The sequence below is a fragment of the Flavobacterium rhizophilum genome (assembly GCF_046000485.1).
Classification (GTDB): domain Bacteria; phylum Bacteroidota; class Bacteroidia; order Flavobacteriales; family Flavobacteriaceae; genus Flavobacterium; species Flavobacterium rhizophilum.
This window is the reverse complement of record NZ_JBELQB010000002.1, coordinates 243,620-266,650: the sequence shown is the minus strand read 5'-3', so window position 1 is coordinate 266,650 and position 23,031 is coordinate 243,620. Positions and strand designations below refer to the sequence as shown.

The 23,031-nt window shown below is 32.2% G+C and carries 21 protein-coding genes; 18 read left to right on the top strand and 3 right to left on the bottom strand.

What is annotated here, in order from left to right; genetic code table 11:
* The first annotated feature begins 18 nt into the window (after positions 1-18).
* The 16 genes from rfbA (at position 19) to ABS768_RS03285 (ending at position 18,195) form a co-directional block, all read left to right on the top strand.
* The gene (gene rfbA / locus ABS768_RS03360) at positions 19-885 is read left to right on the top strand and encodes a glucose-1-phosphate thymidylyltransferase RfbA (RefSeq protein WP_408073570.1); all 867 of its coding nucleotides are present in this window, start codon (positions 19-21) and stop codon (positions 883-885) included.
* A 177-nt stretch (positions 886-1,062) separates the two neighbouring features.
* The gene (locus ABS768_RS03355) at positions 1,063-2,349 is read left to right on the top strand and encodes a nucleotide sugar dehydrogenase (protein WP_408073569.1); all 1,287 of its coding nucleotides are present in this window, start codon (positions 1,063-1,065) and stop codon (positions 2,347-2,349) included.
* Positions 2,349-3,533 (top strand): L-2-hydroxyglutarate oxidase, encoded by a 1,185-nt coding sequence (gene lhgO / locus ABS768_RS03350; protein ID WP_408073568.1) that lies wholly within the window; start codon positions 2,349-2,351, stop codon positions 3,531-3,533. Before ABS768_RS03355 ends, lhgO begins: the two co-directional genes overlap by 1 nt.
* Positions 3,534-3,563: 30 nt before the next feature.
* A complete protein-coding gene (locus ABS768_RS03345) occupies positions 3,564-4,679 on the top strand; it encodes a DegT/DnrJ/EryC1/StrS family aminotransferase (RefSeq protein ID WP_408073688.1) in 1,116 nt (371 codons plus the stop codon).
* Between the two features lie 5 nt (positions 4,680-4,684).
* Complete coding sequence (locus ABS768_RS03340; RefSeq protein ID WP_408073567.1) at positions 4,685-5,257, top strand: acyltransferase; 573 nt, start codon at positions 4,685-4,687, stop codon at positions 5,255-5,257.
* A gap of 15 nt (positions 5,258-5,272) precedes the next feature.
* The gene (locus ABS768_RS03335; protein WP_408073566.1) at positions 5,273-6,298 is read left to right on the top strand and encodes a Gfo/Idh/MocA family protein; all 1,026 of its coding nucleotides are present in this window, start codon (positions 5,273-5,275) and stop codon (positions 6,296-6,298) included.
* Positions 6,288-7,568: a lipopolysaccharide biosynthesis protein gene (locus tag ABS768_RS03330; protein WP_408073565.1), complete on the top strand. Its 1,281-nt coding sequence runs from the start codon at positions 6,288-6,290 to the stop codon at positions 7,566-7,568. Before ABS768_RS03335 ends, ABS768_RS03330 begins: the two co-directional genes overlap by 11 nt.
* Entirely contained in the window at positions 7,561-8,160 is a 600-nt protein-coding gene (locus ABS768_RS03325) for an acyltransferase (RefSeq protein ID WP_330441898.1), read from the top strand. Before ABS768_RS03330 ends, ABS768_RS03325 begins: the two co-directional genes overlap by 8 nt.
* A gap of 6 nt (positions 8,161-8,166) precedes the next feature.
* Positions 8,167-9,402: a glycosyltransferase gene (locus tag ABS768_RS03320; protein ID WP_408073564.1), complete on the top strand. Its 1,236-nt coding sequence runs from the start codon at positions 8,167-8,169 to the stop codon at positions 9,400-9,402.
* Positions 9,402-10,550: a hypothetical protein gene (locus ABS768_RS03315; protein ID WP_408073563.1), complete on the top strand. Its 1,149-nt coding sequence runs from the start codon at positions 9,402-9,404 to the stop codon at positions 10,548-10,550. The genes ABS768_RS03320 and ABS768_RS03315 overlap by 1 nt, the downstream gene beginning before the upstream one ends.
* A 55-nt stretch (positions 10,551-10,605) precedes the next feature.
* Positions 10,606-11,412: a glycosyltransferase gene (locus ABS768_RS03310; RefSeq protein ID WP_408073562.1), complete on the top strand. Its 807-nt coding sequence runs from the start codon at positions 10,606-10,608 to the stop codon at positions 11,410-11,412.
* Positions 11,409-12,320, top strand: a complete 912-nt coding sequence (locus ABS768_RS03305) for an NAD-dependent epimerase/dehydratase family protein (protein ID WP_330441902.1) — start codon at positions 11,409-11,411, stop codon at positions 12,318-12,320. Before ABS768_RS03310 ends, ABS768_RS03305 begins: the two co-directional genes overlap by 4 nt.
* Positions 12,317-12,865 (top strand): sugar transferase, encoded by a 549-nt coding sequence (locus ABS768_RS03300; RefSeq protein WP_408073561.1) that lies wholly within the window; start codon positions 12,317-12,319, stop codon positions 12,863-12,865. Before ABS768_RS03305 ends, ABS768_RS03300 begins: the two co-directional genes overlap by 4 nt.
* 112 nt (positions 12,866-12,977) lie before the next feature.
* Positions 12,978-14,924, top strand: a complete 1,947-nt coding sequence (locus ABS768_RS03295) for a polysaccharide biosynthesis protein (RefSeq protein WP_408073560.1) — start codon at positions 12,978-12,980, stop codon at positions 14,922-14,924.
* A 107-nt stretch (positions 14,925-15,031) separates the two neighbouring features.
* Positions 15,032-15,808 (top strand): polysaccharide biosynthesis/export family protein, encoded by a 777-nt coding sequence (locus tag ABS768_RS03290; protein ID WP_408073559.1) that lies wholly within the window; start codon positions 15,032-15,034, stop codon positions 15,806-15,808.
* Positions 15,809-15,810: 2 nt separating this feature from the next.
* Positions 15,811-18,195, top strand: a complete 2,385-nt coding sequence (locus ABS768_RS03285; RefSeq protein WP_408073558.1) for a GumC family protein — start codon at positions 15,811-15,813, stop codon at positions 18,193-18,195.
* A gap of 40 nt (positions 18,196-18,235) precedes the next feature.
* On the opposite strand, the gene ABS768_RS03280 is transcribed toward ABS768_RS03285, so the two are convergent.
* From ABS768_RS03280 to ABS768_RS03270, 3 genes are all read right to left on the bottom strand, one after another.
* Positions 18,236-18,973: a tyrosine-protein phosphatase gene (locus ABS768_RS03280; RefSeq protein WP_408073557.1), complete on the bottom strand. Its 738-nt coding sequence runs from the start codon at positions 18,971-18,973 to the stop codon at positions 18,236-18,238.
* Positions 18,974-19,050: 77 nt separating this feature from the next.
* The gene (locus tag ABS768_RS03275) at positions 19,051-20,175 is read right to left on the bottom strand and encodes an Lnb N-terminal periplasmic domain-containing protein (RefSeq protein WP_408073556.1); all 1,125 of its coding nucleotides are present in this window, start codon (positions 20,173-20,175) and stop codon (positions 19,051-19,053) included.
* 12 nt (positions 20,176-20,187) lie between these two features.
* Positions 20,188-21,258, bottom strand: a complete 1,071-nt coding sequence (locus tag ABS768_RS03270; RefSeq protein ID WP_456264633.1) for a putative type IX sorting system protein PorV2 — start codon at positions 21,256-21,258, stop codon at positions 20,188-20,190.
* Between the two features lie 97 nt (positions 21,259-21,355).
* Here ABS768_RS03270 and ABS768_RS03265 point away from each other — a divergent pair, with 97 nt between their 5' ends.
* Positions 21,356-22,105: a CDP-alcohol phosphatidyltransferase family protein gene (locus ABS768_RS03265; protein ID WP_408073555.1), complete on the top strand. Its 750-nt coding sequence runs from the start codon at positions 21,356-21,358 to the stop codon at positions 22,103-22,105.
* The gene (locus ABS768_RS03260; protein WP_408073554.1) at positions 22,098-22,982 is read left to right on the top strand and encodes a glycoside hydrolase family 25 protein; all 885 of its coding nucleotides are present in this window, start codon (positions 22,098-22,100) and stop codon (positions 22,980-22,982) included. Before ABS768_RS03265 ends, ABS768_RS03260 begins: the two co-directional genes overlap by 8 nt.
* The last annotated feature ends 49 nt before the right edge of the window (positions 22,983-23,031 follow it).

Sequence of the window (23,031 nt, the reverse complement as noted above, 5' to 3'; positions counted from 1 at the left end):
CTCGACCAAAATAATAATATGAAAGGAATAATATTAGCCGGAGGTTCCGGAACTCGATTGCATCCATTGACATTAGCGGTAAGTAAGCAACTGATGCCAGTTTATGATAAACCGATGATTTATTATCCGCTGTCAACGTTAATGCTGGCTGGGATTAATGAGATATTGATTATTTCAACACCTCATGATTTGCCGCATTTTCAAAAGCTATTAGGAGATGGATCACAAATTGGTTGTCGATTTGAATATGCTGAACAACCGGAACCAAATGGATTAGCACAGGCTTTTGTAATTGGAGAAGACTTTATAGGTGATGATAAAGTAGCCTTGGTTTTAGGAGATAATATTTTTTATGGAAGTGGTATGAGTAAACTGCTTCAAAGTTGCACGCAAGAAGAGGGAGGTGTAGTCTTTGCTTATCAGGTACAGGATCCTGAACGTTATGGAGTAGTAGAGTTTGATGCTGATAATAAAGTACTTTCAATAGAAGAAAAGCCCGAGAGTCCAAAATCAAATTATGCTGTGCCAGGTTTGTATTTTTATGACAATAATGTAGTAGAGATTGCAAAAAACATCAAGCCTTCTGCCAGGGGCGAATATGAGATAACAGACGTGAATAAAGAATATCTGAAACGTAATAAACTACGTGTAGGAGTTTTTGACAGAGGAACAGCCTGGCTGGATACAGGTACTTTTGCATCATTAATGCAGGCTGGGCAGTTTGTTCAGGTTATTGAAGAGCGTCAGGGGTTAAAAATAGGGGCAATTGAAGAAGTAGCTTATCGTATGGGTTATATTGATAAGGAACAGTTAATAAAGGTTGCAGATCCATTAAAAAAGAGTGGTTATGGAGAGTATCTTTTAAAACTGAACTTTAATAGGTAAGTTCTGATTTATATATTAATTAGAAATATTTTATCATTACAAATATTAGATTCAAAATTTATTACCGGTAAAGGTTTTGATTGACAAAGAAAGAGATTTATATGGTGAACCTAGGCTGATAAATATATGTAAATTAATAAAGTAAAGTAATTTTTCAGGCAAAGTATAAAAATATTTATGAAACAAATAGCAGTAATTGGACAGGGTTATGTAGGTTTACCTTTGGCCATTGAATTTTCTCAGCATTTTCCTGTATTAGGATTTGATATAAACAAAGATAGGGTCGACGAATTGAATTCAGGTAAAGACAGAACTTTAGAGGCTGACTTAGAAAAATTAAATGAAGGAATTGAAATTGGTAAAAAGACAGGGTTTGCTAAAGGTTATAAAGCTTCTTGTGATTTGGACGAACTGGCAAAGGCCCAAATTTATATAGTTACAGTTCCTACACCCATTGACCGTTACAATGCACCTGATTTAACTCCGCTGATAAAAGCTTCCCAAATGCTTGGAAAGATTATAAAGAAAGGAGATATTATTATTTATGAATCTACTGTTTATCCCGGTTGTACAGAGGAAGATTGTGTTCCGGTATTAGAGAAGTTTTCCGGTTTAACTTTTAATAAAGACTTTTATGTAGGCTATTCTCCAGAGCGTATCGTGCCAGGAGATAAGGTAAATACTTTAACAACAATAAAAAAGGTTACATCTGGTTCTACTCCTGAGATTGCTGAGGAAGTAGATCAGTTATATAAAACCATTATAAAAGCAGGGACACATAAAGCTTCTAATATTAAAGTTGCTGAAGCTTCGAAAGCAATTGAGAATGCTCAGCGTGATGTTAATATTTCATTTGTTAATGAATTAGCATTGATTTTTGACCGTGTAGGTATTGATACTAATGATGTATTAGAGGCTGCCGGGACAAAATTTAATTTTTTGAAATATAAACCAGGTCTGGTTGGGGGACACTGTATATCTGTGGATCCATATTATTTGGCTCACAGGGCAGTGCAACTGGGTTATCACCCTAACGTAATTCTTTCCGGTAGACGTGTAAATGATTCTATTTCAGAATTCATTGCCTCAAAAGTAGTGAAGCTTATGATAAAGAAAGGTATTACTATCAAGGAAGCTAATGCTTTGATTTTAGGTGTTACTTTTAAAGAGAACTGTCCTGATGTACGTAATACTAAAGTTGTAGACGTTTACAGAGAGCTGAATGAATACGGGCTAAATGTCGATTTATATGATCCATGGGCTGATAAGGAAGAAGTAAAACATGAATATAATGTTGATGTTTTAACCAGTTTAAAAGAAGATCAAAAGTATGATGCAATAATAGTAGCTGTATCACACAATGAGTTTTTAACAATGGATTTAAACGCTTTGAGAAATGAAGCGTCAGTAGTTTATGATATAAAGGCTTGTTTGGATAGAAACTTAGTTGACGGGAGATTATAATGAAATATGATGTAATCATTATTGGTGCCGGATTAGTTGGGTTGGCTACAGCCTATGAGTCTTTAAAACAAAATCCGGCCTTAAAAGTTTTAATCTTAGAAAAAGAGGGTGATGTTGCTAAGCATCAATCAGGGCATAATAGTGGAGTAATTCACAGTGGTATATATTATAAACCAGGAAGCTTAAAAGCTAAAAATTGCATTGAAGGATATGATTCACTTATAAATTTTTCCAAAGAATATGGTGTTAAATATGATATATGTGGTAAAATTATAGTAGCTACTTCACAGGATGAGGTTTCTTTGCTTGAAAATATATATGATAGAGGTATTCAAAATGGATTACAAAATTTAGAATACCTTTCTAGGGACGAATTTAAGGAAATAGAGCCACATTGCGAAGGAGTAAGGGCAATTAAGGTTCCGCAGACGGGCATAATAGATTATCCTGGATTAGCAAATAAAATAAAAGAACTTTTTATAGAGTTAGGAGGAGAGATTGTTTTTTCTCAGGAGGTTACAGGGATTACCGATAGAAATGACGGGATAACAGTGGAAACATTTAAAAATGAGTATTTAACTGAGAAACTCATATCGTGTGCAGGTTTGTATTCTGACAAGATTACGAAAATGACAAATGATAAAAATGATGTAATTATCATTCCTTTTCGTGGAGAATATTATGAGCTAAAAGATGAAAAAAGATATTTGGTAAATAATTTGATTTATCCGGTTCCCGACCCTAATTTTCCTTTTCTTGGAGTACACTTTACCAGAATGATTAACGGGGCGGTTGAAGCAGGGCCAAATGCTGTATTAGCCTTTAAAAAAGAAGGTTATAATTTTAGTGATTTCAATTTTTCAGAATTAATGAATACTCTTACTTGGCCAGGGTTTAGAAAAATTGTTGCAAAATACGGTAAAACCGGTTTAGGTGAGGTGCATCGTTCATTATCTAAAACTGCATTTACTAACGCTTTACAAAAATTATTACCTGAAATTCAGGAAACTGATTTAGTTCCTGGGGGATCCGGTGTACGTGCTCAGGCCTGCCGCAGGGACGGGACTCTTTTAGATGATTTTGATATTGTAAGAAACGGAAATGTTATCCATGTGAGAAATGCTCCTTCACCTGCAGCGACTTCTTGTTTGTCTATAGGTAAAACGATAAGTGAATTAGTTTAATCCATAAAAAGTAGGAAAGTGAAAATTCAAATGGTAGACCTTAAAGGTCAATATGATAAAATTAAAAATGAGGTAAATGTTGAAATTCAAAATTGCCTTGAAAATACTGCATATATCAATGGGCCCGCTGTTAAAGAGTTTCAACATGATTTTGAAAAATATCTCAATGTAAAGCATGTTATTCCTTGCGCTAATGGTACTGATGCTTTGCAGATTGCCATGATGGCTTTAAATTTACAGCCCGGTGATGAAGTTATTTGCCCTGCTTTTACATATGTCGCAACTGCAGAAGTGATAGGTCTCTTAGGCTTAAAACCGGTAATGGTTGATGTTGATCCCGAGACTTTTAACATCAATATGGAAGGGCTTGATAAATATATTACGGATAATACTAAAGCTATTGTTCCTGTTCATCTTTATGGTCAAACTGCAGAAATGGAAAAAATAATGCAATTTGCTAAGAAATATAATTTATTTGTTATTGAAGATAATGCACAGGCTATAGGTTCTGATTTTACATTTGAAAATGGAGTAGTAAAAAAATCAGGAACAATTGGAGATATAGGCTGTACATCATTTTTCCCATCCAAGAATTTAGGTTGCTACGGTGATGGCGGTGCATTGATGACAAATGATGATGAGTTAGCTTTGAGAATAAGAATGATAGCAAATCATGGTCAAGAAAAAAAATATTACCATAAAGTTTTAGGATGTAATTCCCGCTTAGATACCTTACAAGCTGCGATTTTAAAAATAAAATTACAGCATCTTGACGAGTATTCGTCTTTAAGAAATAAAATGGCTCTATATTATGATGAGAATTTAAAGGACATTGAAAATGTTAGAATTCCTAAAAGATCTGCTAATTCATCACATGTATTTCATCAATATACTTTAAGAGTTGTGGATGGCAGTCGAAATGAATTACAGAGATATCTTGCTGATAAAGGGATACCAAGTATGATTTATTATCCATTACCATTATATAAACAAGAAGCTTTTCAGCAATATGTTGATATAGGATTTTCTCTACCTGTGACAGAGAGATTATGTGAGGAAGTTATATCTTTACCCATTCATACCGAATTCAACCAAGAAGTCTCGGATTATATAATTTCAGAAATTAAAAACTTTTTTAAATCGTAAATACTATGTCAGAATTTTTTGCACATGAAACAGCTGTAATCGACGAAGGTTGTGAAATAGGGAAGGGGACTAAAATTTGGCATTTTTCTCATATCATGCCAGGATGTATTTTAGGTGAAAATTGTAATATTGGTCAAAATGTAGTCGTTTCTCCTAAAGTTATTTTAGGGAAAAATGTAAAAGTTCAAAACAATGTTTCTATATATGAGGGGGTTACATGTGATGATGATGTTTTTTTAGGACCTTCAATGGTTTTTACTAATGTTATTAATCCTCGAAGTGCTGTAAACCGTAAAAATGAATATTTAAAAACTCATGTAGGTCAAGGCGCTTCCATTGGTGCCAATGCAACCATTGTTTGTGGGCATAATATAGGTAAATATGCTTTTATTGGCGCAGGAGCAGTAGTTACTAAAGAGGTTTCTGATTATGCTTTGGTTGTTGGTAATCCAGCAAGACAATTAGGGTGGATGAGTGAGTTTGGTGAGAGACTGCATTTTAATGAAGAAGGTATTGCAAATTGCTTAGAGAGTGGTGCAACTTATAAATTGGAAAACGATAAAGTAATAAAACTCTAAAAAAGAATTATAAAAATGAATAACAAAGTGAAATTTGCCGTAGTAGGGTGTGGACACATTGGGAAAAGACATGCCGAAATGGTTAATAGGAATGAAGAAGCAGAATTAGTTGCACTTATAGATACTAAAGATAAATCTGTTTTAGGTATAAGTGATTATAAAGTTCCTTTTTTTAATTCTTTAAAAGCTTTTTTAGAGTCTGGTATTGAAGCTGATGTTATAAATATAGCTTCTCCTAATGGTTTTCACGCTCAACAGGGAATGGAAGTTTTAGATGCAGGAAAGCATTTGGTGATTGAAAAGCCAATGTCTTTAACGAAAAGGGATTCTGAAGCTTTAATATTTAAGGGTTTACAAAAACATAAACAGGTTTTCTGCGTAATGCAAAATAGGTATTCTCCGCCATCTGTTTGGTTGAAGGAGCTTTTAGAGTCAGAAAAACTAGGTAAAATTTTCATGGTTCAGATTAATTGTTATTGGAATCGTGATGATAGATATTACAAACCTGAATCTTGGCACGGTAAAAAAGATTTAGATGGAGGTACATTGTTTACACAATTTTCTCATTTCATTGACTTGATGTATTGGTATTTTGGTGATATAACAAATATTCAGGCTAAGTTTGCAGATTTTAATCATGAAAAATTAACTGATTTTGAAGACTCGGGTTTTGTTTCTTTTGATTTTGTAAATGGAGGTATGGGGTCATTAAATTATTCTACATCTGTTTGGGACAAGAACCTGGAAAGTAGTATAACCGTTATAGCCGAAAACGGATCATTAAAAGTAGGAGGGCAATATATGAATGAAGTTGAATATTGTCATGTTAAAGATTATGAATTGCCAGAGTTAGCACCTACAAATCCGGGTAATGATTATGGTGCTTATAAAGGTTCTGCCGCAAATCATCATTACATTATTGAGAATGTAATAGATGTTATTAAAGGAAGAAATACAATTACAACAAATGCTCTTGAGGGGATGAAAGTCGTAGATATGATAGAGAGAATTTATTCGTTAAAACTGAATTTTGATAAATAATAGATTAAGAAATTTTTTTTCAAAGTTAAAGTCCGGAAATTTAAAAAGTATAGCGACCATGTTTACAGGGACGCTAATTTCCAGGGTTATTCCTTTTCTATTAGCTCCTGTTCTTACAAGAATTTATACACAGGAAGAATTTGGAAGGGTAGCTTTGTATTTGTCTGTTACACAGGTTTTTTCTGTTATTGCTTGCGGAAGATATGAGATGTCTATAGTTTTGCCTGAAAATAAAAAAGAAGCACTAAGTTCAATGCTTCTTTCGGTTATTATAGCATTTTTTACATCTTTTGTTTTGTTTGTTATAGTAATATTGTTTTCAACTTCTCTTAGTGTTTATTTAGAAGACCCTAAAATTGAGAAATGGTTGTATTTTTTACCTCTAAGCATTTTTTTACAGGCGACTTTTATGGCGTTAAGCTTTTATATGGTAAGGGAAAAAAAGTTCAAAGATATTGCTGTTTCGAATATTGCTAAGACGTTTGGAGCAGGACTATTACAAATACTCTTAGGAGTTGTGAAAAAAGTATATGACGGACTGCTTATAGGTGAGGTTTTTTCATATTTATTCGGGAACTTTCGTTACTTAAAGCAAATAAATAAGGAAAAAGAAGTTATTAAAAGTATTACTAAGAAAGATTTAAAATCGACAGCTAAGCGATATAAAAATTTTGCATTGTTTTCTACACCTTCAATACTTTTGAATTCCCTTTCGGTAAATGTGATTAATTTTTTTATCCCCAAGTTGTATTCTTTAAGTGTTTTAGGTAATTATTCATTGTCATATAAATATATTATGTTTCCTATAACATTAATAGGTGGTTCTGTACGCGATGTTTTTTTTCAGGAACTTAATCAGGTAAAACATGAGCAGGTAAAGGCTAAGAAAGTTTTTATTAAATATTCTTTATTTTTATTTATCTCATCTTTTATTATTTGTACCGTACTTTATTTTATAATTGAAGATTTATTTATGTTGGTTTTCGGTAAAGAATGGCAATTAGCCGGAGAAATTTCAAAAATTTTACTTCCTTTGGTAATGGTAAGGTTTTGTGTAAATCCTATTTCAGTAGTTCTTATGGTTTATGAAAAACAAAAAATGGAATTTGTTGTTAATTCATTACTTTTTTTAGCTGGTTTAGGTGCTATTGCAATATCTAGTTTTTTTAAACATGATATAAGTATGTTTGTTACAATATTTATGATTTTAAATGTAATTATATATATTATAGTTTATTTTTTGTTTTATAAAGTTATTAGAGATGTCTAGAAAAAAAATAAAAAAAATAATTTCAAAGTTTTCTTTTATCCCTTTAATTAAAAAATCTTTATTAAGAGGCTATTTTGACCTAGGATTTGAAACTTATATAGTAAATTCTTTTTTTCAAAAGATTCTCAGGTTTAATACTAATTTTCTATTGCATTTTACTTCTCGTGCAATTATTTCAAAAAAAATAATTATTGAAGAGCATTCTGAAAGTATTACAGTATATAGGAGTTTTGCAACTTCTGGTTCATGTTATTATCAGGCTATGAATGGTATTGAAATTGGTAAAGGAACTATATGGGCTTATGGATGTAAAATATTAAGTGCTAATCATAGTTTAGAAAAAGGTAAACTTGAAGAGCACGATATTCACAATATTCCAATAAAAATAGGGCAATACGTTTGGTTAGGTGCTGGTGTTATAGTTTTGTCAAAAGTCAAAATAGGTAACTATGCAGTAATTGGTGCTGGATCTGTTGTAACTAAAGATATACCAGATTATGCTATAGCCGTTGGAAACCCTGCTAAAATTGTAGGATACAGATGTGAAAGATGTTTGCTTAGAAATGATTCAAGTCATAGCTGTTTAAATTAATATCACATGAAAGTAGTATATCTTACATGGGGAGAAACTCCAAGGTCATACGGGGTTTATAATTCTCAAGTCATAGGGCAGTTTATTGAAACGAAAAAAAATATGAGGGATGCAGATTTTTTTTTCATTGCGGGCTTGCCTATTATCCATAGTGGACTAATTAGAGAGAAATGGAGGTATAAAGAAGAGTTGCTTAAAATAAAAATTCGATTAGGAAAAATACCGTTTTATAGGATTCCCATTTTTGCTCCTCAAAATTTTGTTAACTCTTCTAAAGTTACTTTTTTATTAATGCATTTTTTATCTAATATCATTCTTAAAAAAAAGCTTAAAGATATACAACCAGATGTGGTTCATTGCCGTTCTTATCATGCAGCTTTTGCAGCTTTAAAAGTAAGAGAAAAGTATAGGTTAAATTACAAAATAGTTTTTGACGGAAGAGGGCTTTATCCAGAAGAGGTGGCTTTGAAAAAAAATTATTCTGATTCAAACTCTAATTATCTTTTTTTAAAACAGATTGAGAATGAACTACTATCTAAATGTGATGTAAGTGTTGCGGTTTCAGATACAATGCAAGAGCATTATCTTCGTTTAAAGGCTAAAAAAGCTATATGTGTTTATTTAAGCTCATCTACAAGTAGATTAAGGCCAGGTCATGAAAGAATAATTAGAGAAGGAGATACAATTAACTATGGTTATGTAGGTGCTCTGTCTGATGATACATGGCATAATCCTCATGAGTTATTGAGTTTGTATAATAAAATAAGAGTTTTTGGTAAATCTAAATTAACAATAGTTACCACCTCTAACCATGAAGCTATAAGAAAATGTTTTGCTGATATTCCTGATGATGAAATTAATATAACTTCAACTAAAACAGAAGAGGAATTAAAACAGGTTTTAAAAACATTTAATTTTGGATTAATGTCATATTTTAAACCTCAAAGCAAACGTGAGGTTTTATTGGGTAATATGGTTTTAGCGGTTAAAATAGTAGAATATTTAGCAGCAGGCTTGCCTATTATTGTTAATAGATATTGTGGTGGTGCTGGAACTATCATAAAGAAATATAATTTAGGGATAGTATATGATCCTGAAACTTTTCAAGAGATTAATTCAAAAAGTATAACAGGTTTTGTTAATGATGATAAATTTGAAGAAAGAAGCAATTTAGCTAAAGAGTTGTTTGATTATGAGGTTAATGCTAGGAATTATAAAAGGATTTATAAAAGTTTGATATAATGTATATTTCAAAGTTTGGTTTAAAGTGTATTGTTTTTTTTCTTTTTTTTTCCTTTTTAGGTAGAATATTATTTCCTTTTGGAGATGAGCCGGATTTTTCTGTACGAGCTCCGCAATTAATATTTGGAGAGTATAATTTTTTAGTTCCTTATAATTATTTACAAGGTATATTACAAGAATTAAATTATAATACATATTGTGTACCCGTTGCTGGAGTTAATTCATTATGGGCCGTAATACCTGAAAATTATTGTATTGAAAGTTTTGAGCAAATTTTATTACGCTTTATAATAATAATTGTTGTTAGTCTCCCCTTATTAGTTATTATTGTATTTAGATCGAATAAACAAAATAGATTTTTTTTGATACGTAAAAATATTGAAATTGAAGTTCGAGATAAAAGATTGGATTCTATAGCTTTATCTCTTATTTTTACAGGTACTATTTATTATATAGGTTTATTGTCTGTTGAACAATTTATAATTTGCTTGGGTTTTTTTGTTTTTTTATTTAAGAATAACATTTTTGCTCTAATAGTCATATTGTTATTGTCTATATCTTTAGATTTGGGGAACTCTTCAATTATAGTCTTTTTTATAGGCTTAGAGTGGTTTTTTAAAAAAATATATAAACAAAATAATTTAAGAAAACTTTTATTTATAATTTTGTTACTTTTATCAGTAGCACTAATACTTGGAAGTACATCTCTTTTATATATTCAAAATTTACCCTTTCTTCAGGATAAAGCTAATGCAATGTATGAGATTGAGTTAGATAGAAACTTCAGAGAAAAATATCCGATTTTATTAAGACCATTTATAACATGTATAACTGCGTTTTTTATGACACCTAGTGGTGTTAAAGTTTTAGTTGTTCAATTGCTTTATTTTATTGGGTTTAGTATAGTTCTATTGAAAGTAAAAAAAGTATTGATTAAAGATTCTTTTCCATCTTTTTTGGCATCATTAACAACAATTCTTTTTTTTGTTTTTTTGTTTCCTAATTATGCCAATGTAAAATATTATATATTTTTAATTCCGACGATTTTACTTTTTGTGTCTGAAATATTTGATAAAAACAAGCTAGCTAATTTTTTTATAGGGATGAATTTGATCTTATTTTTTCACTTATTATTATATCGTCTATGATAATTAAAAAAGAAATAACTTATTTATTAATTTATTTGATTAAAAGAATATCTAAATGACAGGATGTATTGTATTATATAATAATGAGAAGAAAATCTTATTAGATTGTATTAGCAGTTTTCTTAATAGTGAAATAATTAGTAAATTATATTTAATTGACAATTCGCCTACTTATAAATTAAGAAACATTAGTAAAGACCCTCGAATTGAGTATATCCATAATCCGTCAAACCCAGGTTTTGGAGCTGCTCATAACATGGCAATCAATAAGTCTATTAATGAGGGTGTTGATTTTCATTTTGTTATTAATCCAGATGTTTCTTTTGATAGTGATGTTATTCAAGAAATGGTTAATTATATGAAGTTGAACGAAGATGTAGGGATGATGATGCCTCAAATACTAAACTTTGATGGGACTGTTCAGAATTTACCCAAGCTCTTGCCTACACCATTCAGTATTTTGATGAGAAAGCTGAAGAGACCAAAATTTATTTATGACTCTTTTATAAATAGGTATGAATTAAGAAATGTGCCGGAAGATTTGATTTATGAGGCTCCAATACTCTCAGGATGTTTTACTTTGTTTAATCTCAAAGCTCTTAAGAAAGTTGGGGGGTATGATGATAAGTTTTTTATGTATTTTGAGGATTGGGATTTGTCAAGAAGAATGAATAAAAGCTTTAAAACTGTCTATTTTCCAAAGGTATTTGTTTATCATGGTTATGAATCAGGGGCAAATAAGCATAGGCTTTTATTTAAAATATTTATTAAATCAGCTATTTATTACTTCAATAAATGGGGCTGGTTTTTTGATAAAGAGAGGGAGCTGGTTAATAAAAAAACTTTAAATCAATTTAAATGAAAGTTATAATTACTGGTATATCTGGATTTGTAGGTCAAAATCTTTTATTTTATTTGAATCAAAAAGAAATTGAGGTTCTGGAGTTGTGTTTGAGATTTCAATCTTGGTCAAATAAAATTGATATGAGTGCTGATGCAATTATTCATTTAGCAGGTAAGGCTCACGATACTAAGAATGTGAATTCCATTGATGAATATTTTAAAGTAAATAGAGACTTAACTATAAAGTTATTTAATAAATTTTTAAACTCAAATATAAAAGACTTTTTCTTTTTCAGTTCTGTAAAAGCAGCTGCTGACTCTACAGAAAGTGTTTTATTAGAAAGTATTAATGCTAATCCACAAACACCTTATGGGGTGTCAAAACTTGAAGCAGAGCAATATCTGCTTAGTCAAAAGCTTCCAAAAGGGAAAAGATTGTTCATTCTCAGACCGGTAATGATACATGGAGCACAAAATAAAGGTAACTTAAACTTATTGTATAAGGTTGTTGAAAAAGATGTGCCTTGGTTTTTGACTAAGTTTAAAAATGAACGCTCATTTTTAAGTATTGATAATCTTAATTTTATAGTATATGAGATGTTAAAAAATAAGAGTTTAGAGTCAGGTATATATAATCTTGCAGATGATCAGACAGTCTCTACTAATAAACTAATTAAAATTATTTCTCATACATTAGAGAAAAAAGCTAAATTTTGGAATATGCCTTTTTGGTTAATTAAAAGTATTGTGTGGCTAGGAAATATATTTCCTTTTTTTCCTTTGAATTCCGAACATTTGAAAAAGTTAACAGAGAGTTATGTGGTCTCTAATAAAAAAATTAAACAGGCATTAGGAATAAAAAAGTTACCTTTAACGGCTGAAGAAGGTTTGATAAAGACAATTCAAAGTTTTAAAAATAATAAATGATACGATTTTTCGATTTTCTGTTTTCATTATTTGGGCTATTAGTTTTATTGCCTGTTGGTTTGGTGCTATTTATAATTGGCTTGTTTGACACAGGTAAGCCTATTTTTGTACAGGAACGTGTAGGAAAAAATAAAAAACCATTTAACCTGTATAAGTTTAGGACCATGCATATAAGTACCAAATCAGTGGCTTCACATTTAGCCAGTAGAGCTTCAATTACTAAGTTTGGTGGTTTTTTAAGAAAATCAAAATTAGATGAACTGCCACAGTTGATAAATGTTTTGTTAGGCGATATGAGTCTTGTTGGGCCTCGTCCTAATTTGTTTAATCAGACCGAGTTAATCGAAGAAAGGGAGAAGAGAAAAGTATATGATTATTTACCTGGTATAACAGGCTTGGCTCAGATAAACGAGATTGATATGTCAACACCTGAAAAATTAGCGATTAAAGATGCAGAGATGTTGCAAAACTTGTCCCTATCAAGTTATTTTAAATATGTACTTGCGACAGTTGGGGGTAAAGGGCATGGAGACCGTGTAGCGTAGTACTTGTTTGGTATAGGCAGCTTTACATTAAAGAAAAATAAAAAGTAAATGGAAAACACGTTATTTCATGTTTTCTGTTTAAATTAGTTATAGTTTATAAAATACTTTCAGAGTGAGTGAGAATAAAAATTATGGTTGGGCTGATTATAGGTTCTGGACATCATTACATAATTTAGGGTATTTACCGCGTTGGATTATATTACTGCTTGACTTAGTAGTAGTGTCTTTTACTGGGGTTATTTCTTATTTGCTGATAAATAGGACGGGTGTGTCTATAAAGTCAGATTTATATTTATTAAGTATACTGATTTATCTATCCATAACACTACTGTCCTTTCGTGCTTTTCGTACTTATGCAGGGATTATAAGGCACTCTTCTTATATTGATGCCGTTAAGATATTCTTCGCTCAGTTTACTACTGCTTTTTTGCTTTTGGCCTTCAATAGTTTATATGAGACTATTACTGAAGATCTTATTTATCTTAATGTTGCTATTTTGATTAATGCGGTATTTTCTTTCAGTTGTTTATTTCTATACAGGGTTTTAGTTAAACAGGTTTTCGAAAATTACTTTAACAGTAGTAATGGTAAAAAACTGGTAAGAGCTATTATTTATGGTTCTGATGCCAATGCTATTGCTGTAGCTAATGCGCTTAAATCAGAGATTCCTGGACGATTCAAATTAGTTGGTTTTATAGACAAATCAAGTCATAATAAATCAAAAATGATTTTAGGTTTGCCTATTCTGCAACATAAAAAGAAAATATCTGTAGTCATGAGAGTGTTCAATGCTGAAGCATTAGTTATTGCAGATAAAAGCCTTCTGAAAGAAGAAAAGCTTGCTATTGTAGACGAGTGTCTGGAGTTTAATTATAAGGTATACACAGTTCCTCTAATTTCAGATTGGGAAGATCAAAAAGAGATTTCCAGAAAAATTAAAAATTTCCAAATACAGGATTTACTTGAAAGAAAACCTATAGTTCTTGATAACTATTCAATTTCCTCCCAAATTAAAAATAAAACAATACTTGTAACTGGTGCTGCAGGCTCTATAGGAAGTGAAATTGTTAGACAGGTTTTACAATTTAATCCTAAAAATGTTGTGATGGTTGATCAGGCAGAGACGCCTTTGCATCAACTAGGTCTTGAAGTTGATAGGATGGAATCTCAGGCTAATATTTGTTCTATTATTTGTGATATAAGGAACAAAGGAGCTATGGAAGAAGTTTTTAAGAAATATAAGCCTCAGGTTGTTTATCATGCGGCAGCTTATAAACACGTTCCTCTAATGGAAGAAAACCCTTCCCAGGCCATTTTTGTAAATGTTTTGGGTACAAAGAATATTGCAGATTTAGCTTGTGAGTATGAAGTTGATAATTTTGTAATGGTTTCTACTGATAAGGCTGTTAATCCAAGTAATGTTATGGGGGCGAGTAAACGTATTGCTGAAAAATATGTACAGGCATTACATAATAAAATGGTGGTAGAAAACGGGTATTGTTCCACAAAATTCATTACTACGCGTTTTGGGAATGTTTTGGGATCTAATGGTTCGGTAGTGCCCTTGTTTACTAAGCAAATTGAAGCAGGAGGTCCAATTACCTTAACGCATCCTGATATTATACGATACTTTATGACCATACCGGAAGCTTGTCAGTTGGTATTGGAAGCAGGTGCTATGGGTAAAGGAGGAGAGATTTATATATTTGATATGGGTAAACCAGTTAAAATTATTGATCTTGCCAAAAAAATGATTCGTTTAGCAGGTTTTGTTCCTGATAAGGATATTGAAATAAAAATAATAGGACTGAGGCCAGGAGAAAAACTATATGAAGAATTATTAAACGATACTTCAAAAACACTACCTACCCATCATGAAAAGATTATGGTGGCTCAGGAAGTTTTTGATGATTTTGTTTGCCTAGGTCATCAGGTGGATGATCTAATAATTACAGCAACAGGTTACCAGTCAGAAGAAGTTGTATTTAAAATGAAACAAATAGTTCCTGAGTTTATTAGTATGAATTCTGATTTTGCTACCCTTGATAAAAAGGCATAAAATCCCCTTTTAACTATTTATTCGTTTTTTTTACTTCTAAAAAAAATTATCTTTGCGCTAAATTAACCAATGTTTTCCTCTCACAAATATAACATTCATACCTTAAAATGATAAAAAAGATATTATTGTTTTTTATTGCAGCACTTCTGTTTACTTCTTGTGTACCAAGAGAAAAACTAGTTTATTATCAAAATTTACCTTCTTTTAAAGATGCTAGTAAAAATTTTGAAACTCGTATAAAAGCAGATGATCTTTTAATGATTGTAGTTTCAGCTCCTGGTGATGCTGCTAAGGATTTTAATTTACCGGTTATAGGAGTTACTGGTACTACTACTTTTAGTGGTAGTATTGATGTAGCATCGTCTCAGCAAAGAGTTCAGGCTTATACTGTAAATAAAAATGGTGAAGTTCAGTTGCCGGTTTTAGGTTCTGTAAAAATTAGCGGACTTACAAAAGAAGAGGCTTTAGAGATGTTGAGTGAAAAACTGTCTGTTTATCTTAAAGAGTTTACTGTTAACTTAAGAATTGTTAATTTTAAAGTTACCGTTGCAGGAGAAGTTTCAAGGCCTGGTTTGGTCTCTATTCAAACTGAAAGATTAACATTGCCCGAGGCTATTGCAAATGCAGGAGATATGACTATTTATGGTAAAAGGGATAATGTTTTAGTTATTCGTGAAATTGATGGTGTTAAGACCTACAATTATATTGACATGACTAAAGCTGATTTTATTAATTCACCTTTTTATTATCTTAGTCAAAATGATTATGTGTATGTAGAGCCAAATAAAACCAGAATAAACTCATCAGGTGTTGGTCCCAATGTAAGCGTACTTATATCAGCAACTTCAATATTGATTTCTCTCATAGCTATATTAACTAGATAAAGATGCAAAATAATAATATTCCTGTTTTGACAGAAAATGAAAATGAGACTGGTTTTGATATAAGAGCGCAGTTGGATAAGTATTTGGTGCATTGGAAATGGTTTACTGTTAGTGTTGTAGTTTGTCTTTTTTTAGCTTTTATATATTTAAGATATTCAACTCCCGAATACAGTATTTCGGCTACTATTCTTATTAAGGATGAAAAAAAAGGCGGTGCAACAAATGAATTGTCAGCACTTAGTGAACTTGGTTTGATGTCAAGTAATAGTAATGTTGATAATGAAATAGAAGTTTTAAAAGCACGTACTCTTGTTGAAAATACAGTTAAAAATCTAAATTTTAATATAACATATTACAACAAGGGGAATGTTAAAACATCTGAGGCATATAAGAATTCGTTTGTAAAAGTAAACTTTTTTAATACCTCCGAGAATTTTTTTCAAACCGATACTTCTTTTGTCGTTAAAACTATTTCTGATCTTAAGTATGAATTGTTAGATTCTGAAGGAGAGAAAGTTGGTGTTTATTCTTATGGAAAATCATTACCAACAAAATTTGGTAATATGGTTGTAACCGTAAATACAGATAGTATTTTTGGTGACAGAAATAAGAAGAAAGAGATAATTGTTAAGTTAACTCCAATAAGAAAGGTTGCTGATGCATACAGGAGCAAACTTCAGGTGAATACAGTTAATAAAATGACAAGTGTTGTTTCTTTGTCAATAACTGATAGAGTGCCTCAAAAAGGAGAAGACTTTCTTGATACTCTTATTAGTATTTACAATAACGATGCAGTAAAAGATAAAAACCTTGTAGCCACTAATACGGAAGAGTTTATAAATAAAAGGTTAGAGTCCTTAACAAAGGAACTCGATACTGTTGAAAGAGATGCTGAAAGCTATAAAAGAGGAGAGAGGCTTACAGATATCTTTTCTGATGTAAAACTATCTTTAACTTCGGCTGATGCTTACAGTAAAAGTGTGAACGCTAAGGCGGGTGAGATTGATGTTGTAAACTATATGATTGAGTTTTTAGATAGTGCTGATAATAATAGTACTATGCCAACCAATCTTATGCCTGAAGGAGATGCAGCCTCAATGATTAATGAGTATAATGAACTGGTTCTTCTAAAAACAAGGCAGTCTGAAAGTATGACTATCGAACACCCCCAAATGATTGCTATCGATGCTCAACTTGAAGGATTTAGAGAGAGTATCAAAAAGAGTTTAACTAATTTGTTGTCTTCTCTTAAAATAGCTAAAAAGAATCTGGAAATACAAGAAGATGCGATGGAGGGAAGAGTGGGGCAGGCTCCTCGTCAAGAAAGGCAGTACAGGGTTATTGAAAGGCAAAAAGAAGTAAAAGAAGAATTGTATTTATTTTTACTAACAAAAAGAGAAGAGAACGCTATTACTTTGGCAGTGACTTCTCCTAATGCTAAAATAATAGACCCTGCTTTTGCTAAAGATAAACCTGTTTCGCCAAAAAGCAATGTTATCTTGATGGCAGCTTTGGTTTTAGGTTTGATAATTCCATTTTTGATAATCTATTTAAAGGAACTTTTGGATACTAAGATTCATAGTAATGCCGATCTTGATCATTTAACGGTTCCTTTTCTGGGAGATGTTCCTAGGTCTGAAACGAGTAGTGAGCTGGTTAACCTTCATGGTCGATCAGGTACAGCTGAGGCATTAAGGATTATTAGAACAAATATGGAGTTTATGCTTAATAATGTGCCTGAAGGTATTGCTAAAACCATTTTTGTTACATCTACTATACCAAAAGAAGGTAAAACGTTCGTGTCGGTTAATTTGGCTACAACTATAGCTATGACAGGTAAAAAAGTACTTCTTATAGGTATGGATATACGTAATCCTAAGTTGGATGAGTATGTGAATATACCTTCTAAGGGACTAACTAATTATCTTTCTTCACCTAACGGAGCTAACCTGAATGATTATATTGTCAAGTATGGTGATTTTGAAAGCTTCTATATACTTCCTCCTGGTATAATTCCGCCAAATCCAGCTGAGTTACTTATGGGTAAACGTGTAACAGAGATGTTTGAAAAACTTCAAAAAGAATATGATTACATTATAGTTGATACGGCTCCTGTTAGTTTGGTAACAGATACTATAATCATTGCTCATTTGGCACATTCATTTATTTATGTGTCAAGAGCGAATTATCTTGATAAAAGGATGCTTGTTGTGCCTGAAAATATGTATAAAGAAGGAAAGCTTCCTAATATGGCACTTGTTCTTAATGATACCGATAGGAAAACAGGTTATGGTTATGGTTACGGCTATGGCTATGGTTATGGCGCCGATATGGATGTGTCTAAATCAAGTTGGAAAGATAAAATTTTCGGAAAGAAAAAGCTGTAAGTTTTATTATAGAAAACAGAATATAAAAACAATGCCTTCTTTAAAATTTAAAGAAGGCATTGTTTTTTAAGGCATCTTTTAAAGCATCATGCTTTTTAAAAGGCACTTTGCTTTTAAAAGCCATGGCATGCTTCATATGGTGGGTATCTGATCCGGTGAAGTCAATAAGTTTTTCGTTTAACAGTCTTTCGGCCGTTTTTAAAACACCTTCTCCATAATATCCGGTAACTGAAAGTAAGTTTAGTTGAAACAGGCACCCTGCTTTTTTAAGTTTGTAATACTCTTCAAATTTTGAATGGTAAAACAAATAGCGCTCAGGGTGTGCTAGTACGGGTTTGTAACCTGCTACCTGTAGTTCAAATAATATGTCATATAGGTTTATAGGCGGATTTATGTATGACATTTCGACCAATACATAATTATCTTTAAGTGTAAGTAGTGATTCTGATTTGAATAATTCTACAAAGGTGTCATCCATTAAGTGTTCTGCAGCAGCTTTAAATGGAGAGGTTATATTTTGTTCTTTTAAGAATGAAAGGGTGCTTTCTTCTTTTTTTAATATTCCTTCTTTAGTATTGTTCCATACTCCAGGTAGTATATGGGGTGTTGCCGTGAATTGAGAAAACCCATATTCTTTTAAAGTATTGATAAGTAAAAGTGTATCGTTCTCATTTTTGGCACCATCGTCTATTCCAGGCAATAAATGAGAGTGAATATCTATATAGCCATCCGGAATTAAATCTGCCAGAGCGACTTTTGGTTTATTGAAAAAAAGCAAGGTATTAGGTTTTTTAATTAGTGTTGTAAAATTAATATAAAAGACTAATTTTAAGTGGTGCAGTTTGTTAAAATGTGCTAATTGATGGTTGGGATTGTTTTTATTTTTCTTATCAAAGCAACAGAATTCACTAATAAAAGAGGCAGCATAAGCCAAATATGTACTTTAGTTATTATTAGTATGAGATAAACTGCAAAAAGGAAAAATGATGCATGTATAAGTCTTTTTAAGAGTGTTTTTCTCTTTTTCGGACTCGTTATGGCTATAAGTAGGAAAAGAGGATTAAATAGTAATATATTGTAGTTTAGTAGTAATTCATTATGACTGGAGTATAAACTCACAAAGCAAAAAAGTAACCCCATAAGGCCTGCAAATACCAAATAAGTATTGTAGCCTGCTTTTTTTGTAGTAAGTATAAGTAATCCAAGTATTAAAAGTAAATAACTGTAGAAACTGTTTAGAAAAGAAAAGCTAGTGGTTTGCTCTGTTTTTCCCACAATAGTTTTTTTTAATTTTACTAAAGGCTGTCCATTTTTGATGTTAGTATTGCCAATGCCTTCCATTAGCTCTTTAGGTAGGAAAAGCTTTCCAGATGTATTGTCAGTTTTATATCCAAACAAAAGGTTTACACCTAGGTTCTCATAAAAATGATTGTCCTGGAGGTAAGAGTAGATAATCTCCCTATAAGTTTTTCCTCTATCTGAATTTTCAAGTGAAATAGTAACCTGTTTATTGACAATGTCTGCTACCATAGTGGTGCAGTTGCGGTCTATAAACTTATAGGTGTAATATTTTTTGTCAGAAAAAAGTATACCGTTAAGTTCGTCTGCAATTTTTTGTTTTTGATAATGTGTAAGATTGAGTATTTGTTCATACACGTCGCGACCGTAATACTGATATTCATAAATAAAATCACGATAGGATGCCACCGATACAAAATACTGTAGGTCTCCTTTTACGAATTTGGGATAAAAGTTTGGGGTGTCAAAATCAAAAGTTCCGAAGTTGTATACCGTGTTGATGTTTTTTGCAGGATCAAAAACCCTGATAGCTGTATGTCCGAATACTGAATATAGTTCGTTACCCGACCCACAGGTAAGTACGCTTATTTCGGCTTTATCTGATAAAGGAATTTGTGCAAAGGTTTTGAATGTTGATAAGCTAAAGAAAAGTAGGATTAATAAAGCTCTAAAACTTTGCATGGTATGGTTTATTTATCTGAATATCCCCAAATCTACTTTGAGGGAAAAAATGTTTGAATATAATGCCGCACTTTGGTCGCCAATATCGGTTAGTGCATAATCAACTTCTATGCCTTTATATTTAAAACCAAGACCAATATTAGGCTGGAAGCTTAATTTGCCACTGCCATCAATTTCCCTTACGTTTTGGAAGTTACCAACTCCGCCTCTTAAATAAACGATGTCAATATAACCAAATTCAAAACCAAAAGCCGGGTCAAAACTGATTGACTCAGTAGATACCAAATCATTGGTTTGGGCAAACTGCATGTTTAGGTTGGCCGATGCTAATATACTATAATCATAGCGTATTATAAACTTTTTAGAGAAACCAAGTTGAGCTTTTGGTAACGTAATCTCGTTGGTTTCAGGTAGCTCCTGGTTCTCGCCCGGTATTGCATCACTAATTGTTTGGAATTGCTCTTCATCAATACTCCAAACGTTGTAAGTAGTGGTTATGTCTCTTAACATTAGTCCAAACTTCCAGTTGTCTTTAGTTTGGTATTGTATACCTATGTCAAAACCAAATCCCCATGAGTTGGCAAAATCCCCTATAATCCTTCTGATAACTTTTGCATTGATACCATATTGAAAACCGTCTAACGGGAGTGAGCGGGCATAAGATATGGTAACTCCGTAATCTGCAGCTGAGAAAAGACTTATCCTATTGTAGTCAATATTGCCTTCGCTGTCTATTAATTGAGTGGTATTCATAATATCATCCACTCCAAATCTAATTACCGATATTCCAAAGGCACTTCTCTCGTCAATAGGCATGGCGAAAGCAGCATAGTCGTATTGTGCTATATTGGCAAAATAACTGGCGTGCATAAGTGCCAACTGTTTATCCTTAACCTGAAGTAATCCGGCAGGATTCCAGTAGCCTGAATTAACGTCTCCGGTATGGGCCGTAACAGCATTACTCATTCCCAGTGCAGCGGCATCTACCCCAATGTTCATAAATTCATTAGAGTACTTCCTGACTGACTGTGCATGAGCTATAAAGCAAAAAAACAGTATGGGAAATATAAATTTCTTTTTCAACGCTGTTAAATTTGTGCAAATATGAAATAAAAATCTCAATTACTAAACTCTATTTCTATTAACTTATTGTGTTAACTTTGCAGTAAAATTAAATGCTATGTCAGTTAAGAAACATATTCCGAACTTTATTACGTTACTAAATCTTGCTTCTGGTTTAATAGCTCTTGTGTACGCATTCAATACTAATTTGCAAATGGCATTTTTTTGGGTTTGCATGGGTATCTTTTTTGATTTTTGGGATGGTTTCTTTGCAAGGATACTAAAAGTTCAGGGTAAACTGGGGCTTCAGTTAGATTCTCTGGCCGATATGGTTACCAGTGGTGTAGTTCCGGGAGTAGCTATGTACCAGTTACTGGCTAATATTGCCGACTTAACTGATGATTATAACCTCTCTATTGATAATGGCTATTTGGGCTTATTGCCTTATGTGGGTTTTATTATAACCTTGGCTTCCTGCTACAGGCTGGCAAAATTTAATATTGATGAACGTCAAACCGATTCGTTTATTGGCCTGCCTACACCGGCAAATGCACTGTTTATAATGAGCTTGCCTGTAATATTAAACCAAACTGGGGGTGAGGGCTTGGTATTTGATTTTTTAAGTAATCCTTTTATTCTGGTAGGTATTAGTTTACTGAGTGCTTATTTGTTAAATGCCGAGATTCCTTTATTTTCACTTAAAGTGAAATACTTTAACTGGAAAAATAATAAAATACAGTTCATATTCCTTATAGTGTCGGTATTGTTGTTGTCTTTCTTCCAGTACTTTGCTATTCCTGTAATTATATTGTTTTATGTAGTGCTTTCGGTAATAAACAATATGACTGCTAAACAGGCTAATGGATAACAGGCAGTACAAAAGAAACTATAATAAGGCTTCCAAAAAAGCAAAAGCTATTTACAGGGAAGATAACCGAAAGGTTACACCAGGTAAAATACTTAAGTATTCTTTTTTGGTCTTACTATTGTCTTTTGTTGTGGCAATAGGTTATCAGTACAGGCATGGTTTTTTGTACTATTTGGGTTTTAAGACCAACAGGCGTATTGAAAAGCTTACTAAGGAGGAACGCAAAATTGCCGATCTGAGGATTTACGAGATAGTATCTCGCCACAAGGATAAGGTTTTTGGTTTTGATGTATCTGAATATCAGGGAGATATTGACTGGAGTAAGGTGAAGGAAGGGAATGAGGATTTTGCCATGAAATTCGTATTCGTTAGAGCTACTGCCGGTAAGAATAAGACGGATAAACAGTTTAAGGATAACTGGAAGCAATCAGGCAAAAAAGGATTTATTCGTGGGGCTTATCACTATTACAGGCCAAATGAAAATTCCATAAAACAGGCCGATAATTTTATAAAAACGGTTTCACTGAAAAAAGGAGATCTGCCACCGGTGCTTGATATAGAAAAGATACCAAGTAAGCAAAGTATGGATAGCCTTAAAACCGGACTTAAACGCTGGTTGGATAGGGTTGAGGCTCATTATGGTGTTAAGCCGGTTATTTATAGCGGAGAAAGTTTTTATACTGATTTTTTAAAAAAAGAATTTGAAGGTTATACTTTGTGGATTGCCAATTATAGTTTTTTTGAAGAAGAAATAAGAAAGGAATGGCACTTTTGGCAGTTTACTGATAAAGCTACGATTGAAGGAATTGATGGTAATGTTGATGTGAATATTTACAACGGAGACATTACTGTATTACATACATTGAAGTTACAGTAGTTATTTTTTACCTTATTGATTAATAGTTTTCTATATATTTGGTTTTACC

Coding starts and splice junctions, on each gene's coding strand:
- lhgO (WP_408073568.1), top strand. CDS start 2,349: ATGAAATATGATGTAATCATTATTGGTGCCGGATTAGTTGGGTTGGCT.
- ABS768_RS03305 (WP_330441902.1), top strand. CDS start 11,409: ATGAAAGTTATAATTACTGGTATATCTGGATTTGTAGGTCAAAATCTT.
- ABS768_RS03310 (WP_408073562.1), top strand. CDS start 10,606: ATGACAGGATGTATTGTATTATATAATAATGAGAAGAAAATCTTATTA.
- ABS768_RS03260 (WP_408073554.1), top strand. CDS start 22,098: ATGGATAACAGGCAGTACAAAAGAAACTATAATAAGGCTTCCAAAAAA.
- ABS768_RS03315 (WP_408073563.1), top strand. CDS start 9,402: ATGTATATTTCAAAGTTTGGTTTAAAGTGTATTGTTTTTTTTCTTTTT.
- ABS768_RS03300 (WP_408073561.1), top strand. CDS start 12,317: ATGATACGATTTTTCGATTTTCTGTTTTCATTATTTGGGCTATTAGTT.
- ABS768_RS03355 (WP_408073569.1), top strand. CDS start 1,063: ATGAAACAAATAGCAGTAATTGGACAGGGTTATGTAGGTTTACCTTTG.
- ABS768_RS03320 (WP_408073564.1), top strand. CDS start 8,167: ATGAAAGTAGTATATCTTACATGGGGAGAAACTCCAAGGTCATACGGG.
- ABS768_RS03345 (WP_408073688.1), top strand. CDS start 3,564: ATGGTAGACCTTAAAGGTCAATATGATAAAATTAAAAATGAGGTAAAT.
- ABS768_RS03275 (WP_408073556.1), bottom strand. CDS start 20,175: ATGCAAAGTTTTAGAGCTTTATTAATCCTACTTTTCTTTAGCTTATCA.
- ABS768_RS03325 (WP_330441898.1), top strand. CDS start 7,561: ATGTCTAGAAAAAAAATAAAAAAAATAATTTCAAAGTTTTCTTTTATC.
- ABS768_RS03265 (WP_408073555.1), top strand. CDS start 21,356: ATGTCAGTTAAGAAACATATTCCGAACTTTATTACGTTACTAAATCTT.
- rfbA (WP_408073570.1), top strand. CDS start 19: ATGAAAGGAATAATATTAGCCGGAGGTTCCGGAACTCGATTGCATCCA.
- ABS768_RS03340 (WP_408073567.1), top strand. CDS start 4,685: ATGTCAGAATTTTTTGCACATGAAACAGCTGTAATCGACGAAGGTTGT.
- ABS768_RS03285 (WP_408073558.1), top strand. CDS start 15,811: ATGCAAAATAATAATATTCCTGTTTTGACAGAAAATGAAAATGAGACT.
- ABS768_RS03290 (WP_408073559.1), top strand. CDS start 15,032: ATGATAAAAAAGATATTATTGTTTTTTATTGCAGCACTTCTGTTTACT.
- ABS768_RS03335 (WP_408073566.1), top strand. CDS start 5,273: ATGAATAACAAAGTGAAATTTGCCGTAGTAGGGTGTGGACACATTGGG.